At 72.5% G+C, this 15,604-nt stretch carries 13 protein-coding genes; 4 read left to right on the plus strand and 9 right to left on the minus strand.

Features of this window, described 5'->3' with window-relative positions; all coding sequences use genetic code 11:
• Nucleotides 1-1,569, minus strand: a 1,569-nt coding sequence (locus HSO01S_RS17545) for a DNA-3-methyladenine glycosylase 2 family protein (protein WP_066043871.1), incomplete at its 3' end; no start/stop codon positions are given.
• Nucleotides 1,570-1,794: 225 nt separating this feature from the next.
• On the opposite strand from HSO01S_RS17545, the gene HSO01S_RS17550 reads away from it, so the two are divergent.
• Genes HSO01S_RS17550 through HSO01S_RS17560 form a run of 3 tightly spaced genes read left to right on the plus strand, consistent with a single transcriptional unit; the run spans nt 1,795 to nt 4,143 of the window.
• A complete protein-coding gene (locus HSO01S_RS17550; RefSeq protein WP_066043876.1) occupies nt 1,795-2,868 on the plus strand; it encodes a M4 family metallopeptidase in 1,074 nt (357 codons plus the stop codon).
• Entirely contained in the window at nt 2,849-3,289 is a 441-nt protein-coding gene (locus tag HSO01S_RS17555; protein WP_066043879.1) for a protealysin inhibitor emfourin, read from the plus strand. The genes HSO01S_RS17550 and HSO01S_RS17555 overlap by 20 nt, the downstream gene beginning before the upstream one ends.
• Nucleotides 3,290-3,348: 59 nt before the next feature.
• The gene (locus HSO01S_RS17560) at nt 3,349-4,143 is read left to right on the plus strand and encodes an ABC transporter ATP-binding protein (protein ID WP_066043882.1); all 795 of its coding nucleotides are present in this window, start codon (nt 3,349-3,351) and stop codon (nt 4,141-4,143) included.
• A gap of 309 nt (nt 4,144-4,452) precedes the next feature.
• On the opposite strand, the gene HSO01S_RS17565 is transcribed toward HSO01S_RS17560, so the two are convergent.
• Nucleotides 4,453-5,337 (minus strand): oxygenase MpaB family protein, encoded by an 885-nt coding sequence (locus HSO01S_RS17565; protein ID WP_066043885.1) that lies wholly within the window; start codon nt 5,335-5,337, stop codon nt 4,453-4,455.
• 157 nt (nt 5,338-5,494) lie between these two features.
• On the opposite strand from HSO01S_RS17565, the gene HSO01S_RS17570 reads away from it, so the two are divergent.
• On the plus strand, nt 5,495-6,859 hold the full coding sequence (locus HSO01S_RS17570) for an FAD-dependent oxidoreductase (RefSeq protein WP_157079152.1): 1,365 nt from the start codon (nt 5,495-5,497) through the stop codon (nt 6,857-6,859).
• Between the two features lie 130 nt (nt 6,860-6,989).
• Here the strand turns inward: HSO01S_RS17570 and HSO01S_RS17575 are convergent, their stop codons facing one another.
• From HSO01S_RS17575 to HSO01S_RS17605, 7 genes are all read right to left on the minus strand, one after another.
• Nucleotides 6,990-8,945, minus strand: a complete 1,956-nt coding sequence (locus HSO01S_RS17575) for a cellulase family glycosylhydrolase (protein WP_245636054.1) — start codon at nt 8,943-8,945, stop codon at nt 6,990-6,992.
• Between the two features lie 120 nt (nt 8,946-9,065).
• Nucleotides 9,066-10,520 (minus strand): mycofactocin biosynthesis glycosyltransferase MftF, encoded by a 1,455-nt coding sequence (gene mftF / locus HSO01S_RS17580; RefSeq protein WP_084361813.1) that lies wholly within the window; start codon nt 10,518-10,520, stop codon nt 9,066-9,068.
• Entirely contained in the window at nt 10,517-11,344 is an 828-nt protein-coding gene (mftE, locus tag HSO01S_RS17585) for a mycofactocin biosynthesis peptidyl-dipeptidase MftE (RefSeq protein ID WP_218003836.1), read from the minus strand. Before mftE ends, mftF begins: the two co-directional genes overlap by 4 nt.
• 57 nt (nt 11,345-11,401) lie before the next feature.
• The gene (mftD, locus tag HSO01S_RS17590; protein WP_084361814.1) at nt 11,402-12,745 is read right to left on the minus strand and encodes a pre-mycofactocin synthase MftD; all 1,344 of its coding nucleotides are present in this window, start codon (nt 12,743-12,745) and stop codon (nt 11,402-11,404) included.
• A 76-nt stretch (nt 12,746-12,821) separates the two neighbouring features.
• On the minus strand, nt 12,822-13,694 hold the full coding sequence (locus HSO01S_RS17595; RefSeq protein ID WP_218003837.1) for a vWA domain-containing protein: 873 nt from the start codon (nt 13,692-13,694) through the stop codon (nt 12,822-12,824).
• A 111-nt stretch (nt 13,695-13,805) separates the two neighbouring features.
• Nucleotides 13,806-14,717 (minus strand): AAA family ATPase, encoded by a 912-nt coding sequence (locus tag HSO01S_RS17600; protein WP_157079154.1) that lies wholly within the window; start codon nt 14,715-14,717, stop codon nt 13,806-13,808.
• Nucleotides 14,718-14,757: 40 nt separating this feature from the next.
• Nucleotides 14,758-15,597 carry a mycofactocin-coupled SDR family oxidoreductase gene (locus HSO01S_RS17605; protein ID WP_066043902.1) on the minus strand — a complete coding sequence of 280 codons (840 nt, stop codon included), beginning with the start codon at nt 15,595-15,597 and terminating at the stop codon, nt 14,758-14,760.
• Nucleotides 15,598-15,604 lie beyond the last annotated feature (7 nt).

A 15,604-nucleotide genomic window follows, 5' to 3' on the forward strand; every position in this document is an offset into this window, starting at 1 on the left:
GGGGGGCGGGGCCGCTCCCCAGAGGTGGAGGGCGAGGTAGGTGCGCCAGGGGGCGAAGGGGGCCGACCAGGCGGCGAGGTCGCGCGGGGTGGCGGGGGCTCCGAGGGCGCGGGCGCCGTTGCGTAGGGCGACGTCTCCGGTCGGGAGCACGTCGGTGCTGCCGAGCACCCGCATCGCCAGGTAGCCGGCGGTCCAGTCGCCGATGCCGGGCAGCGCGACGAGCCGCGCCCGCTGCTCGACGGGGTCGTCACCCGAGGTCAGCTCGAGCTCGCCGGCCGCGATCGCCTGCATCGCCGCGAGCAGCGTCGCCGCCTTGGCGCGCGGCCCCGCGAGCACGGGGCCGGTCAGCAGCTCGTCGGCGTGCGCCACGATCTGGGCGGGCGTCGGGAACAGGACGGTGGGCATCCATTCGCCGTCTGCAGACCCGGCCGCGTGCACTCGGTTCTCGTTCGCGGATTCGGAGTGACGCATCGATTCGCCGTCGGCGACGGGGTCGGCGGGGTCGAGGGGGGAACCCGCCAGGACGGCCAGGCGATGGAGGAGGGTTCGCGCGGCCGTGACGGTGATCTGCTGGCCGACGATCGCCCGCACGAGCATCTCGTGGGGGTCGACGGCGCCCGGCATCCGGATGCCCGAGGTCGCCCTCACCCGCGCCGCCAGCTCGGGGCCGCCGGGCAGCCCGGGGGCGAGCGCGGCCGACAGCAGCGTCTCGTCGACCGCGACCGGGTCGGCGTCGAGATCGAACAGACGACGGATGCGCGCCACCAGCACCGGCAGATCGCCGAGCACGGCGAGGTGCGCCTCGAGGTCGAGCGGCCGGCCCGGCTCGTGCCGCACCGTGAACCAGGAGGGCCCGCCCGGCAGCAGGAGCGAGCGCGTGTAGGAGCGGCCGTCGACCCGCTCGATCCCGGGGATCGCCCGGGCGGCGAGCCAGGTGAAGACTCCCTCGGCATCGAAGGGCTCGCGGTAGGGCAGGCTGAGGCGCAGCGCACCGGGCGTCGCCGTCTCGGCACGACCCCTACGGGCCCGGATGGCCGACGGGGTCAGCTGGAACACCTCCCCCACCGTGTCGTTGAACTGCCGGATGCTCGTGAACCCGGCCGCGAACGCGATGTCGGCCATCGGCAGGTCGGTCGCCGTGAGCAGGGTGCGGGCGGTCTGCGCGCGGTGCGCCCGCGCGAGGGCGAGCGGCCCCGCCCCGAGTTCGTGGGTGAGCACGCGGGTGAGGTGCCGGGGCGAATAGCCGAGGCGGGCGGCCAGGCCGTCGACGCCCTCGCGCTCGATGACTCCGTCGCCGATCAGGCGCATGGAACGGGCGGCCAAGTCGTCGCGGAGGTTCCACGCCGGGGTTCCGGGGACGGCCTCGGGCAGGCAGCGTTTGCAGGCCCGGTAGCCGGCCTCGTGCGCGGCGGCGCTGGTCTCGTAGAAGGTGACGTTCGTGGCTTTCGGCGTGCGGGCGGGGCAGCTCGGGCGGCAGTAGATGCCGGTGGAGCGCACGGCCGTGATGAATTGGCCGTCGAACCGCGCATCCCGCGATCCGATGATGCGGTAGCGCTCGTCGAAGTCCATGCCTCGAGTCTCACACGGGCGTCCGACACTCTCTAGCGGGAATCGGACATGGCAGTGGGTGGGGTGGGTGCGAGGGTCGGGTGGGACCTCCTGTGGCCCTCGGGACGATGTCGCGCTGGGCCGCGGGCGATGTCGGGCGGCCCTGTGGGCGTTGTCGGGCGGCCCTGTGGACGTTGTGGCGCTCGCCTGTGGGCGATGTCGGCGGCCCGCCGTAGGGTCGCACGCATGGCGCACTCCATCGTTCCTCCGTACCTGCTCGCCCGTCTCGCCCAGGCCGACTCCGCCGGCATGCAGAAGGCCGCCGAGGCGGCTCGGCGGTCGTTGCTGGCCGAACCCCCGCTCCGTGCCGAACGGCGCCGCGAGGGGGCCGCACCCGCACTCCCGCCCCGCGCGGGTCAGGATGCGCCGACCGCGGTCGATCGCACGATCTACGATGCGGCCGGCAGCGAGACCCTGCCCGGCGAGAAGGTGCGCGACGAGGGTGATCCGGCCACGGACGACCCGGCCGTCAACGAGGCCTACGACGGACTCGGGGCGACCCACGCGCTCCTCCTCGACGCCTTCGGCCGCCGCTCGATCGACGACCGCGGGCTCCCGCTCCGCGCCACCGTGCACTACGGCCGTGACTACGACAACGCGTTCTGGGACGGCGAGCGCATGGTCTTCGGCGACGGCGACGGCGAGGTCTTCGGCCGGTTCACGGCCTCACTCTCGGTGATCGGTCACGAGCTCGCCCACGGCGTCACGCAGTACACCGCCGGGCTCGATTACCAGGGTCAGTCGGGGGCGCTCAACGAGTCGCTCTCGGACGTGATCGGCGCCCTGGTCGAGCAGCACAGCCGCGGGCAGAGCGCTGCCGAGGCGAGCTGGCTGATCGGCGAGGGCCTGTTCACGGATGCGGTGGAGGGCCGGGCGCTGCGCTCGATGCTCGAGCCCGGCACGGCGTATGACGACGACGTGCTCGGAAAAGACCCGCAGCCCGCCGACATGGCCGGCTACGTCGAGACGACCGACGACAACGGCGGGGTACACCTGAACTCGGGTATCCCGAACCGGGCCTTCGCGCTCGCGGCGATCGAGATCGGTGGCAGGGCGTGGGAGAAGGCGGGCCGCATCTGGTACGACACGATCACCGAGGCCACCGGGCCGCTGGAGCCGGACAGCGCGTTCGCGGCCTTCGCCGAGGCGACCGTCGCTTCCGCTCGCCGCCTGTTCGGCGAGGGCTCGGCCGAGGCTTCTGCCGTCGAGGGCGCATGGGCTACCGTGGGCGTGAGGAGTGATGAGCAGGCCCCAGGATGACGACGACGCGCAGGTGCTGCGCATCACGGTGGCGCGCTCGGGCGGGGTGGCCGGGATCGCTCCAAGCTGGACCGTGACGGCTTCGGCCGAGCCCGACGTCGACTCGTGGTTGTCGCTCGTCGAGTCGTGCCCGTGGGATGCACCGGGGGCGGGTGGGGCGCCGGGGACGGACGGGTCGCCTGAGGATGGGTCGCCCGGTGGTGCCGATCGGTTCGTCTACACGATCCGGGTGATCCTCGATCCGCCCGCCGAGAAGGCGGCGGCCACCGAGCGCGATGCGACCGTACCGGAGACCGCGCTCGACGGGCCCTGGCGCGACCTCGTCGACCGGGTCAAGCAGGAGAGCAAGGCGGCCGGGCGCAAGAAGCCCGCGGGGCGCAAAGCTGCGGCCGGGGAGCCGACCGGGCCCGCCGCGTCCTGAGGGGCGAAAACACCAGAGCCGGTGTAAAGCGGGGCCCGCGGAGCCACGAGAATAGAGGGATGACCACGGTTCTCGAGCTCAGCGACGTGAGCTTCGTGCGGAACGGCCGCCGCATCCTCGACGGCATCGACCTCGAGGTGGGCGCTGGTGAGCACTGGGCGCTGATCGGGCCGAACGGGGCCGGGAAGAGCACGATCCTCAGCCTCTGCGGCGCCCTGCAGCACCCGACCGGAGGGGTCGTGACGGTGCTCTGGCAGCGGATCGGGCGCGTCGAGCTGCAGCAGCTGCGGCGGTCGATCGGGCATGTGAATCCGCGGCATCCGCTGACATCGGCGCTGACGATCCGCGAGGTGGTGCTGACCGGACTGACCGGGACGATCGAGCTCGTGCCCCGCTGGCAGCCGACCGGCGACGAACTCGTTCGGGCCGACGGCTTCATCGAGCTGCTCGGGCTCGCCGGCAAGACCGAACAGCGGTGGACGACCCTGTCGCAGGGCGAGCGCGGCCGCACGCTGATCGCGCGGGCACTGATGACCGACCCCGAGCTGCTGCTGCTCGACGAGCCGTCGACCGGGCTCGACGTCGCGGCTCGCGAGCAGCTGCTCGACACGCTCGACGCGGTGCGGCGGGCGCACCCCGCGCTGGCGTCGGTGCTGGTGACGCATCATCTCGAGGAGCTTCCGCGCTCGACGACCCACGCCGCCCTCATCGCGTCCGGGCGGTTGACGGCCGTGGGGCCGGCGTCCGCGGTGCTGACGACCACGAACGTCACGGCGTGCTTCGCGCACCCCATCGAGATCGAGCACCGCCACGGCCGCTGGTCGGCGCGTTCCCACGCCCCGGGCACCCCCTAGCCCCTCCCATGTCGCCGAGCCGTCACTTGTTGTCGATAAATGGGGCGTTTAGCGACCACAACTGACGTCTCGAGGGAAGCACCCCTCCTGTCCGCCCCGCCCGCCCTGTCGGCGAAACGTCACTCCTTGTCACTAAGGGGGTTGTCAAGCGACCACAAGTGACGCCTCGAGGGCAGGACCACCACCCGATCCCCCCACCCACGTCCCGCCACGCCTCGCCTCACCTCGCCGAGAAGTCACGTTTACGTCCACGATCGCGGTTTTGGACGCGAAAGTGACTTCTCGGCGCCAGCGGTGGGTGGCGCGGGGCTAGGGGCGGGGGCGCGCGCGACGAAGGCGCGCCAGGTAGTAGCGCTGGGGCCAGTGGCGGATGCGCGGGGGCAGCACGCGATACACCGCCCCGATCGCCGCGAGCAGGCGGTCGAAGCGGCGCTGGCGCACGACGCTCCAGGGGTAGCCGAACTGGGCGCGCACCGCATCCGGAAGCAGCGCCACCGTCGCGAACCGGGCCAGCGGCATCCCAGCCCGAATCGGCAACGGAGCCCTCTCGGCCTTGAGCAGCGCGGCCGCCACCCCGCGGATCGTGTCGTCGACGCGCAACCCGGCGACGGTCTCGTCCCAGTAGCGCCGGAAGGCCGCGCGATCGGCCGGCCACAGCTCGGCGGGCATCTGCAGCGCAGTGCCGAGGACGGCGTACTCGCGATACACCCGCTCGGCCTCCTCGTCGCCGAGCGGCCCGAAGACGCGCTCGTACACCAGCACGGCCGTGTCGTAGAGGGTCGCCGCTACCCAGAGCTGCAGCTGCGGGTCAAAGGCGTCGTATGGCGGATCTCCGGCGTCCATGGCTTGCGGCGACGGCGCTCGAGGTGAGTCGCTCGTGGGTGCGGCGTCTTCCCCAAGCTCGACGCCGTGGGCTCGATGTGCTCGGTGGGCCGAACCACGCGGCGGATTGCTGACGGGGCCGTGCGCGCGGTTGACCGCCCGGCGCACGGCCGCGACATCGTCGGGCGTGCCGTTCGAGAGGGCGTAGATGTAGGTGAGGGTGCCGTGGAGGCGGTCCATGGGGCGGTTCGCGAAGTCGCTGTGCCGGGCCACGCCGTACCCGATCGCCGGATGCGCGATCTGCAGCAGGATCGCCCGCCCGGCACCCGCGAGCAGGATGCTCTCCGGCGCGATCCCCGCCAACGTCACCATGCCGCGACGGTACCATCGCCGCCTGCGCGGGCCCGGTGCGTCGTCCGGCCGCTGGCACAGACGGCGAGTGGGCGCGGGAGGGGTGGGCGCGAGAGGGCAAGTCAGCGCGGGCTGGCGGGTGCGCGCAGGAGGGCGGGCGGGATCGTAGGCTCGGAGGGTGAGTGACGTGGTGTGGGATGTGGTGGTCGTGGGCGCCGGACCCGCCGGGTCGAGCGCCGCCCGCGCAGCCGCCGAGGCCGGGGCGTCGGTGCTGCTGCTCGACCGCGCCGCGTTCCCGCGGTACAAGACCTGCGGCGGAGGACTCCTCGGCGAATCCCTCGCCCTCATCCCCCCGGTCGCCGCGGCGACCATCGAGTCGCGGGTGGGCGAGACCGTGGTCACCGACCGCTTCCGCTCGCGCTTCACCCTCCGCGAGCCCACGCCGTACCTCGCCCTGGTGCGCCGGCTCGAGTTCGACGACGCGCTCGCCCAGGCGGCTCGGGATGCTGGCGCAGAGTTCCGCGACGACGTGACCGTTCGCGAGATTCTCCGCCCGGGCACGCTTCCGGCAGATGGGACGACGACCCAAGCGTCTCCGGGTGCGACGGCCCAGGCCATGACGGCAGCATCGGGTGCGAGCGCACCGGACGCGACGGCAACGGACGCGACAGCATCGGACTCATCCACACCGGACACATCAGATGCGACCGCACCGGGTGCGACGCCACCGGATTCGATGGCACCGAATGCGACAGCATCGGACGAATCGGATGCGCGCGACGTGGACGACACCGGGATCGTGACGATCCGCACGAACCGCGGCACTTTCCGCGCCCGGGTCGTGATCGGGGCCGACGGCACCGGCGGACGGGTGGGACGGTACGTCGGCGTCAAAGCCGGCGGAGTCGACCTCGGGCTTGAGGACGAGATCGCGATGCCCGCCGACGTGGGCCGCTGGCGCGATCGGGTGCTGCTCGACTGGGGTGGCGCATCCGGAAGCTACGCCTGGGTCTTCCCGAAGCGTGAGTCGCTGACCGTCGGGGTGATCCAGCGGAAGGGCTCCCCCGATGAGACCCGCGAGTACCTCGCCGCGTGGCGTCGACACCTCGGGCTGGCGGACGCCGAGACCCTGCACTCGTCGGGGCACCTCACGCAGTGGCGGGCATCCGGATCGCCGCTGCGACGCGGACCGGTGCTCGTCGCCGGCGACGCCGCCGGGCTGCTCGAACCGTGGACCCGCGAGGGCATCTCGTTCGCCCTGCGCTCAGGGCTCTGGGCCGGCGCGGCCGCCGCCGCACATGTCGCGGGTGACACTCGCGCGCTCGGCCGGTACACCGACCGGGTCGAGAGCGAACTCGGCACCGAGCAGCGGGCCGGAGCCGTGCTTCTCGCCGCCTTCGAGCGCCGGCGCGCGCTCGTGCACCTGATGCTGAAGACGCCCGTGGGTGCGCGATTCTTCGTGCGCTTCTGCCGCGGCGACACCACCCTCGCCCGCCTCGCGCGCCACCGCGTGGTCATGCGCCTGGCCCGCGCCCTGGGCTAGCGCTCCTCCTCGACCCCCGGACACCGAGGCGCCCGAAGGCCATCGAGACGTCACTTGTTGTCGCTAAACCGACTCAATAGCGACAACAAGTGACGTCTCGGCGACAGTGTGCCCCCGGGGTCAGTGAGGGTCAGCGGGACTCCAGGGTGAGGGCGGGGCGGTAGGGGGCGGCGGTCGAGACGACCTGGAGGCCTACCGTGACGGACTGGCCGGACGCCACGGGCGTCGCCCACTGCGAGCCGGTGCAGGTGACCGTGCGGGACGCGACCTGGCAGTCCATGCCCCAGGCGTTCACGACGGAGGTCGCCCCGGCATCGGGCCACGAGATGCGCCAGCCCGTCGAGGACCCCGTGTTCGTGAGGACGATCTGGGCGATGTACCCCGTGTCCCACTGGCTCTGGGCCGTCCAGGTGGCGGAGAGGGATCCGGATCCGCCCGCCGAGCTGGAGGACGGCGACGGCGTTCCCTGCGACGAACCGCCCTGACCGGCCGAGGGCGACCCGGGCGGAGTAGACGGTGACCCGGGGGACGTGGACGGCGCCGGCACCGGCGACGACGGAGCCTGCGACGGCCCCGGAGGCCCGGGCCGCGCAGTGCCCGGGATCGGCGAGACCGGCGTCAGCCACGGCGCCGCCGGCGTCTTCGTCGGGGACGGTGATGTCCCCGGCGCCGGCGTCTGCACCGGCACCGACGTCCCGCTGCCGATCAGCGGAGCCAGCGCCGCCACCTTCTCGGCCTGCGGCGTGACCCAGTCGTCCTTCACGAGGCCGCCGGTGTCACCGCTGTTGGGGTTGAACGACCAGTAGGCGAAGCTGATGCCCGTCGTCTTCAGGTACGAGACCATCGTCTCGAACCACGCGCGGTCGCTCGCGGTCTCGAGCTTCGACCCGAACTCCCCGACCAGCACCGGAGCGATGTTCTCGGTCGCGAGGTAGCCCCAGTTGCCGGTCCAGACAGCGGGCAGGTTGGCCGGGTAGTCGGATGCAGAGAACCACTTCTGGGCGAAGATCGACGCCGGGTAGTCGTGCGGCGAGTAGACGACCTGCCCGGGAACGGACAGCTCGACCGGGTCGGATCCCGCATCCGCCAGCCCGCCGCCCCACCAGGTCGACGATCCGTCGCCCTGCTTCTCGACGCCCTCGACCACGATCAGCAGCTGCGGGTTGACCGCCTGCACGGCATCACCGGCACGCGTCGCCGCGGCCTGCCAGTCGCGGGCGGGGTCGCCGCAGCCCCAGCAGGCCTGGCCGTGCGGCTCGTTGTGCAGGTCGACGCCGATCACGGTCGGCTCGGCGAGGTAGCGGCGGGCGAGCATCGTCCAGTCGGCGATCCAGCTCTCTTCGCTGTACTGCGCGGTGTACCAGAGCTCGGACTGCGCCCCCGAATCGGGGCGGTGCCGATCGAGGATGACGTTGAGCCCGTAGGCCTTCGCCCGCTGGACGACCTGGTCCATCAGTTCGAGCGGGCTGAGGCTCACGAGCGTCGGGTTGACCCCGGCGTTGATCGAGTTGCTGGCGGATGCGGCGAGGCACTCGCTCGAGAACGGCAACCGGATCGTATTGAACCCCATCGACGCGATCTGCGCGAGACCGGCGTCGAGACTGATCGTCCAGAGCCCGTGCGGGGCGCAGTTGCTCGTCTCCATGCCGAACCAGGCCACGCCCTTGATCACATAGGGCGAGCCGTCGGCCTTCTCGAGTGTCGCCCCGTCGGCGTGCAGCCAGCCGGCCAGAGAAGCGGATGCGGCGGCAGCCGACGCGGTCGAGGGAGCAGTCGCCGCGAGTTCACCGGCGACAGCGGCGGGGCCGATCGGAGTGTCGGACGCGGTTCCCCCGAACCTGCTGCCCGGCGCTCCCGGCCCGGCGGTCCCCGTGTGAGGACCCAACGCGGGGGGCGTGGCCGAAGCGACGACCGCTGCCGGGACAGCAGCACCCGCGACAGCAGCACCCGGCACAGCCGCTTCCGCAGCCGACGACCCCACGGCCGCCGAACCGATCCCGGCCGTCGTGACGACGCCGGCGACCAGCACGAGCGCGGTCAGAGCCGCGCCCCACCATCGCCCCTTGCGCCTCGTCGTCGGGCCCACGTCATCCTCCCCGGTTCGTCTTGACCAGACCATACCAGCGCCCGCCGACACCGGAATCCGCCGCCCGAGCACCGGCGACCGCACGCGTATCGTCGGCCGGGAAACAGCCGCGCCAGCCCCCTACCGCTGCCGCCGCACGTCCGGCAGCAACGCCCGCCACGACCGCCCGCGCACCGCGCTCACCCACACGCCCGCGCCGTACGCGAGGTCGTCGAGCCGCCGTGCCAGCCCGAACCGCACCGGATCCAGCCGCGCCCGCGTCCGCACCTGCTCGATCGCCACGTCCACCAGGTGCGCCACCACCACCGCCCGCCGCAGCCGCGCCGAGAACAGGCAGCCGACCAGCACCGCGGGCCACCAGTGCCGCAGCAGCAGCGCCGTCGCCTGCACGAGCGACGCGACGAGACCGTTCGCGGTGAGTCCGGCGGCGACGCGCAGCGGATGCTCGCTCCGCCCGAGCTTCCGAGACAACCGCCAGGCCGTGAACGCCGAGATCCCGAGCGCGACCGGCACCGACCACCGCCGCTGCGCGAGCAGTGCCGCGACGACCGCCGCGCTCCACGGCGCGAGCACCGCCGGAGCGATGTCATACGGATGCCGCACCGCCAGCGGGTGCGCCCCGGTTCCGTAGAACGCCTTCCGCGCCAGCCACGCACCCGTCGTGGTGCGATGCTCGTGGAAGACCGCGGCGGCCGGCTCGTAACGCACCCGGAGCCCGCGGTCGGCGAGGTTCCAGACCAGGTCGACGTCCTCCCCCACCCGCATCCCCGCGGTGAACCCCGCCTCGAGCAGCGCCACCCGCCCCACCAGGAACGTGCTCGACACCCACGACACCGTCGCCCGCTGCCGCACGATCGCCGGACCGTCACCGAGATCGAGCGACGACCGCGCCTCCTCGTACCGCCCGATCCAGTTCGCCCCTCGCCCGTCGTCATCGACGAGCCCGCGCACCCGGGGCGCGACGAGCGCCACCCGCGGGTCGGCGAAGTGCCTGATCAGGGTCGCGACGGCATCCGGATGCGCCACCACGTCCGAGTCCACGAACGCCACGAACTCCGTGGTCACCTCGCGCAGCCCGGCGTTCCGGGCTTCGGCGGGCCCGACGTTCTCCGGCAGCGGCAGGAACCGCGCGCCGTGCCGCTCGACCACGGCCCGCTGCCGGTCGACGTCGCGCGAGGCGTCGTCGACGACGATGACGGATGCGCCCGCGCCGAGCGCCCCCAACAGTCGGTCGAGCGACTCCGGCCGGTCGCGCACCGGGATCACGTAGGTCACCTCGGAGAGATCGCCCTCGGGCAGCGTCTCGACGACCGGGTCGGCGATCCCGGCGTCGACGAGCCGATCGGCCAGCACCTGGGACGGCCGGTCGCGCACCCGCAGGTCGCGCCCTTCGAACAGCTCCGCCGCCGCGGGCTTGAGGTACAGCACCCGGATCGGCGCACCCCCGATCAGGGCCCGCCCGCCGTCGCTCACCCGCGTCCGCCGGTTCAGCCGAACGACGCTCCCGATCGGCACCCCGAGCTGTGCCCCCGTCTCGCTCGGCCTCGGCCCTGTGGCGTCAGGACGATCGCTCACCCTCGCGGCCCGTCAGCACCCGTGGCCCCCGCGTGCCGCGCCCGCCCGCCGACGCGGCCGAGCAACCCCCGCGCATCCGGCTGTGCGCGAACGATCCGCCGCTCCACCTCCGCCGTCATCGACGCGAACAGTTCCTCGCCCTCCTCCGCCGTGGCGCCGGTCGGGTCGCCGAGCACGCCCGACGACGACACGGCCCCGACCCCCGAGGCGGTGAGGAGCGGCAGCAGCTCGCGCATCGGTCGGGTGTCCCCGGCTCCGGGCAGCGGCTGCCGCACCGACCCGGGCCGCAGGAAGAGCATCAGCGAGGTCTCGAGCCGGCCGGCGTGCGCATCCGTGATCTCGGGCGGAGCCCCGGCCGGAGCGCACGGCACCCACGACACGTCGTGCCCCTCGTCGGTCAGCTGGGGCACGGCCGACACGAGAGTCGACATGTTGCCGCCGTGTCCAATGACGAGCACGATCCGCCCGGCCCAGGTCGACAACGACCGGACGAGCTCGATCACGACCGCGCGCAGGGCCTCCTGCCCGATCGACACCGTGCCGGCGAAGGACTGGTGCTCGCCGCTCGCTCCGAAGGCAAGTGCCGGGGTCACGACGACCGAACGGCCCGAGGTGACCAGTCGTGTGGCGACCGCCTCGGCGGTCTCGGCCGCGATCACCGAGTCGGTGTCGAACGGCAGGTGCGGCCCGTGCTGTTCGGTGGCGCCGACCGGTACGAGCACGAGCGGCCGCTCGGGCAGCTCCGGCCAGGCCATCCCGCCGAGAAGCACATCCCCGCGGGGCGCATCACCCCGCGCTCGCCCGTCCCGTCCGTCATCGGCCACCACGTCAGGCTACCGCGTGCCTAAGACTTCCCCCGAGCCGACGACGTCACCGCGCACCTACGACTTCGCCTCGGCCTCCGCCTTCGCCAGCGGCTTCGCCGGCGACGCCCGCCGCGTACCCTTGGGCGACGTCGGCGTCGGCGACCCCTCACCCGAAGCAGCACCCGAAGCACCCCCGGCGCCCCCGGCGCCCCCGGCCGCGGCACCCACCCCGCCCGAGTCCTCAGCCCCGGCACCGAGCGTCCGCTCGAACCCCTCCGGCACCACGAGATCGTCCCGGCTCAGCTCGTGCACCGAGGCGTGACCTGTCCCGAGCACCGCCGAATCGAGCCCACCGCGCAGGATGTCGAGCACGTTCTCCACGCCCGCCTGCCCGTTGGCCGCGAGCCCCCAGAGGTACGCCCGCCCGATCATCACGGCCCGGGCCCCCAGGGCCACGGCCTTGGCGACGTCGCCACCGCGCCGGATCCCGCCGTCGAGCACGACCTCCACCTGGTCTCCGACGGCCTCGACGACCGACGGCAGCATCCTGATCGTCGCCGGCGTGGTGTCGAGGTTGTTGCCGCCGTGGTTCGAGACCGAGATCGCGGTGACCCCGGCATCCACGGCCCGGCGCGCGTCGTCGACCCGGGTCACGCCCTTCAGCATGAACGGCCCGCCCCACTCCTCCCGGAGCCACGCGACGTCCTCCCACGTCGGCGGCGGAGTCTGCATCCATTCGTAGTAGGCGCCGAAGAAGGTGGGCGCGTCGCCCCCGGGCGGCTGGAGGTTCGGCGCGGTCAGGTCGGGCAGCTGCCCGGCACGCGCGAACTGCCAGAGCCACTTCGGATGCGGTAGCACGTTGGGCGCGAAGGTCACCATGGTCTTGAGGTCGAGCTTCTCCGGGATCGACGGGCTCCCCCAGTCGCGCCCGTTCGAGAACGACCAGTCCAGCGTCGCGATCAACCCGCGAGCCCCGGCCTTCCGGGCCCGGTCCATCCGCTGGATCATCTGCTCCCGCGTCCCGGTCCAGTACATCTGGAAGAAGGTGTCCGGGTTCGCAGCCACGACCTCCTCGACCGGCTTCGAGGCGAACGAGGACAGCCCCATCGTGATGCCCCGGTTCGCGGCGGCGCGCGCCACGGCGACCTCGCCGTCGGGATGCACGGCCTGCACGCCGGTCGGCGAGATCATCACCGGGAACGACAGCGGCAGCCCCATGATCGTGGTCGACAGGTCACGCGCGGGCTTGTGCCCGGCGACGTGCGGCGCGAAGCCGATCTCGCCGAAGGCGCCCACGTTGTCGTCGATCGTGAGCCCGCGCTCCGACCCCGCGACCAGCGCTCCGTAGACCGAGCTGGGCAGTCGCCTCTTGGCCCGGCGCTGCGCCTCGGCCACCGTCTCGAACCATGCATTCGCCATTGAACTCTCACTCTCTCTGTCGTCGGGAGAACTGATTCCCCAGTCTAGCCCGACTATTGACACTCGGTGCCAAAACTTATCGCCGGAACACCTCGCCCAGTGCCGGCGCGATGTCGTGGAAGGTGCGGATCGCCCGGAAGGTGCCGCGCCCGATCCGCGCGAGGTCCCGGCCCAGCTCGACGTCCTTCTCCCCGCTGGTGTCCAGCAGCACGTCGAGCCGCGGCAGCCGCCCGGCGAGCGGCCGCGGATCCGGCCCCGCGTTGTGCACGCAGTCGGAGAGCAGGATGACGCGGGCGTTCCGGGGCGGCACGCCCGCGAGCTGCCCGGCGGCCAGCTGCAGCGGGAAGGCGAGATTCGTGAGCCCGCGGGCCGGCAGCCGCAGCATCGCATCGAGCAGTTCCATCGGCCGCACCGGATCGCCGAGCCGCTGCAGCACCACCGCATCCGACCAGAACGCGATCACCGACAGCGCGTCCTGCCCGAGCTCCCCGGCGAGCGCGCCGACGGTCGCCGCCGCGGTGCGCACCCGCTCGCCCTTCATCGAGCCCGAGACGTCGACCGCGAGCACCACCGAGCGCTTCGCGCGCACCCGTTCGCGCACGACGATGTCCTCGTCGTCCGGCACCGGCTTCTCGGCCAGCACCTGCAAGGTGCGGTCGAGGTCGATGTCGTCGCTGCTCCCCCGGTAGGCCACGCTCCCGAAGCGCCCGGCGCCCCGGTCCCTCGCCGTGTCGGCCACGGGCTTCGGCACCGACAGTCGTGCGGCGATCTGCGCGGCGCGGAGCCGCACGGCGGGATCGACGGTTGCCGTCTCCTCCTCCAGCGCCAACGACCCCTCGTCGTCGGTGAACCCGGCCCCCGAGGCGCTCGGCTTCGTCGCCGCCGCCGACCCGCGGCCCGGTTGCGGTCTCATGACGAGCCCCGAGCCGCTGCCGGCGATGCTGAACACCGTCGGATCCTCGGTCAGCTGCTTCGGCTTCCGCCGCAGCGGCTTCGCGTTCCGCGAGGGCGGTCGCGCATCCGTCTTGCGGCTGATCGGCGAATCGGCCTCGACCGCTCTTCATCCCGGATCCGCCCGGGCCGGCTCGAGCACGAAACGGTCCTCCCAGATCTCCCGCAGCACCCGCTCCGGGGTCGTCTCCGCCGCCTCGTCGACGTGGATGCGGCCGGACAGCGCCACGAGCATCGCGTCGAAGACCGTGTCCTGGTACTCCTCCTGCGTCGGCGCCGGCAGGCCCCGAAGCTCGAACAGCTCGTGCGCGACCAGTGCGCAGTCGATCGCGCCGCGCACGCTCGAGCCCTGACGCACATCCGGATGCTCGCGGGTCGCCCGCGTGACGGCGACCGCGTCCGGGATGATCCGCTCCGAGAGCTCGCCGTGGAGTCCTGTGCGCAACGCCACGATCCCCCGTTCGGCCTCGGCGTCCTGGTAGCCGACGACGATCCGGTTGAGCCGGTCGGAGACGCTCGTCGACAGCCGGGTGGTGCCGACGTTGTCGAAGGGGTTCATCGAGGCGATCACCCGGAAGGTGGGCTGCGCCTCGACCCGGCCCACCCGCGGCACCTCGACGGCCCGGTCGGCCATCGCGGTGAGCAGGGTGTTCAGGGTGTCCTCGGGCGCTCGGTTGAACTCCTCGATGTAAAGAAACCCGCCCTGCCGCATCGCCTCGACGAGGGGTCCGGCGACGAAGTTGTCGGCGCTGTAGTCCTCCCTCAGCACCCGGGCCGGGTTGTGGTGCCCGACGAGCTTGGCGGGGGTCAGGTCGGCGTTGCCCTCGACGAACAGCAGCGGGATGCCCCACTCCTCGGTGATCGCCTTGAGCATCGTGGTCTTGCTCGTGCCCGGCGGCCCCTCGAGCACCAGGTCGCGCCCCGCGGCCACGGCCGCGAGCGCGAGTTCCAGTTCGCGCTCGCGGCCGACCAGGTGCGAGGCAATGCGCCGCCGGGTGTCGGTGATGTCCGTCTCGCCCATCCTCATCCTTCGATCGATTCCGATTCCGTCGTGCGTGCCGCTACTTGATCGTGTAACCGGCGTCGACCTTGAGCTCGGTGCCGGTGACGTACCGCGCCTCGTCCGAGGCGAGGAACAGGACGGCGTTCGAGATGTCGATCGGCTCGACCCACGGGATCGGCAGGGCATTCGTCGTCTCGAAGATCGGCGCGGCCTGCTCCTTGGTGGGGTGCTCGACGTCCGGCATGAACAGCCTGAACGTGGCTTCGTTCAGGATCATGTCGGTCGCGACCCCGGTGGGGTGCACCGTGTTCACCCGGATGCGGTGCGGCGCGAGCTCCAGCGCGAGGGTGCGCATGATGCCCACGACCGCGTGCTTCGACGCCGTGTACGCCACGACGTTCGGGGTGCCCTTGAGGCCCGCGGTCGAGCTGGTCAGGATGATCGACCCGCCCGTGCCCTGCTCGATCAGGTGCGGGATGACCGCTTTCGCGGTGTGCCAGACGCCCTTCGCGTTGATGTCGTTGACCATCTCCCACTCGGCGTCGGTGACCAGTTGCGACTGCTCACCGAAGGCGAAGATGCCGGCGTTCGCCGAGACGATGTCGACGTGCCCGAGTTCGGCGACCCCCGCATCCAGCGCCGATTTGAGCGCGTCGTAGTCGCGCACGTCGGCCTTGGTGGCGACGATCCGCCGGTCGAGCGCCTCGACCTGGCGGACGGTCTCGGCGAGGTCCTCCTCGGTGGCCCCGGGGTAGAACTTGTCCATCCCAGGGATCGACTCGGCGATGTCGACCGCGATGATGTCGGCGCCCTCCTGGGCCAGGCGCAGCGCGTGGCTGCGGCCCTGGCCACGGGCGGCTCCGGTGATGAAGGCGACCTTGCCGTCTACGCGTCCCATGCCGCAC

It is taken from the genome of Herbiconiux solani NBRC 106740, assembly GCF_001571005.1.
In the GTDB taxonomy this organism is placed as follows: Bacteria; Actinomycetota; Actinomycetes; order Actinomycetales; family Microbacteriaceae; genus Herbiconiux; species Herbiconiux solani.

Bases quoted from the DNA above. Each gene is read 5' to 3' on its own strand.
- HSO01S_RS17550 (WP_066043876.1), top strand. From the start codon at position 1,795: ATGGCGCACTCCATCGTTCCTCCGTACCTGCTCGCCCGTCTCGCCCAG.
- HSO01S_RS17555 (WP_066043879.1), top strand. From the start codon at position 2,849: ATGAGCAGGCCCCAGGATGACGACGACGCGCAGGTGCTGCGCATCACG.
- HSO01S_RS17560 (WP_066043882.1), top strand. From the start codon at position 3,349: ATGACCACGGTTCTCGAGCTCAGCGACGTGAGCTTCGTGCGGAACGGC.
- HSO01S_RS17565 (WP_066043885.1), bottom strand. From the start codon at position 5,337: ATGGTGACGTTGGCGGGGATCGCGCCGGAGAGCATCCTGCTCGCGGGT.
- mftD (WP_084361814.1), bottom strand. From the start codon at position 12,745: ATGGCGAATGCATGGTTCGAGACGGTGGCCGAGGCGCAGCGCCGGGCC.
- HSO01S_RS17600 (WP_157079154.1), bottom strand. From the start codon at position 14,717: ATGGGCGAGACGGACATCACCGACACCCGGCGGCGCATTGCCTCGCAC.
- HSO01S_RS17605 (WP_066043902.1), bottom strand. From the start codon at position 15,597: ATGGGACGCGTAGACGGCAAGGTCGCCTTCATCACCGGAGCCGCCCGT.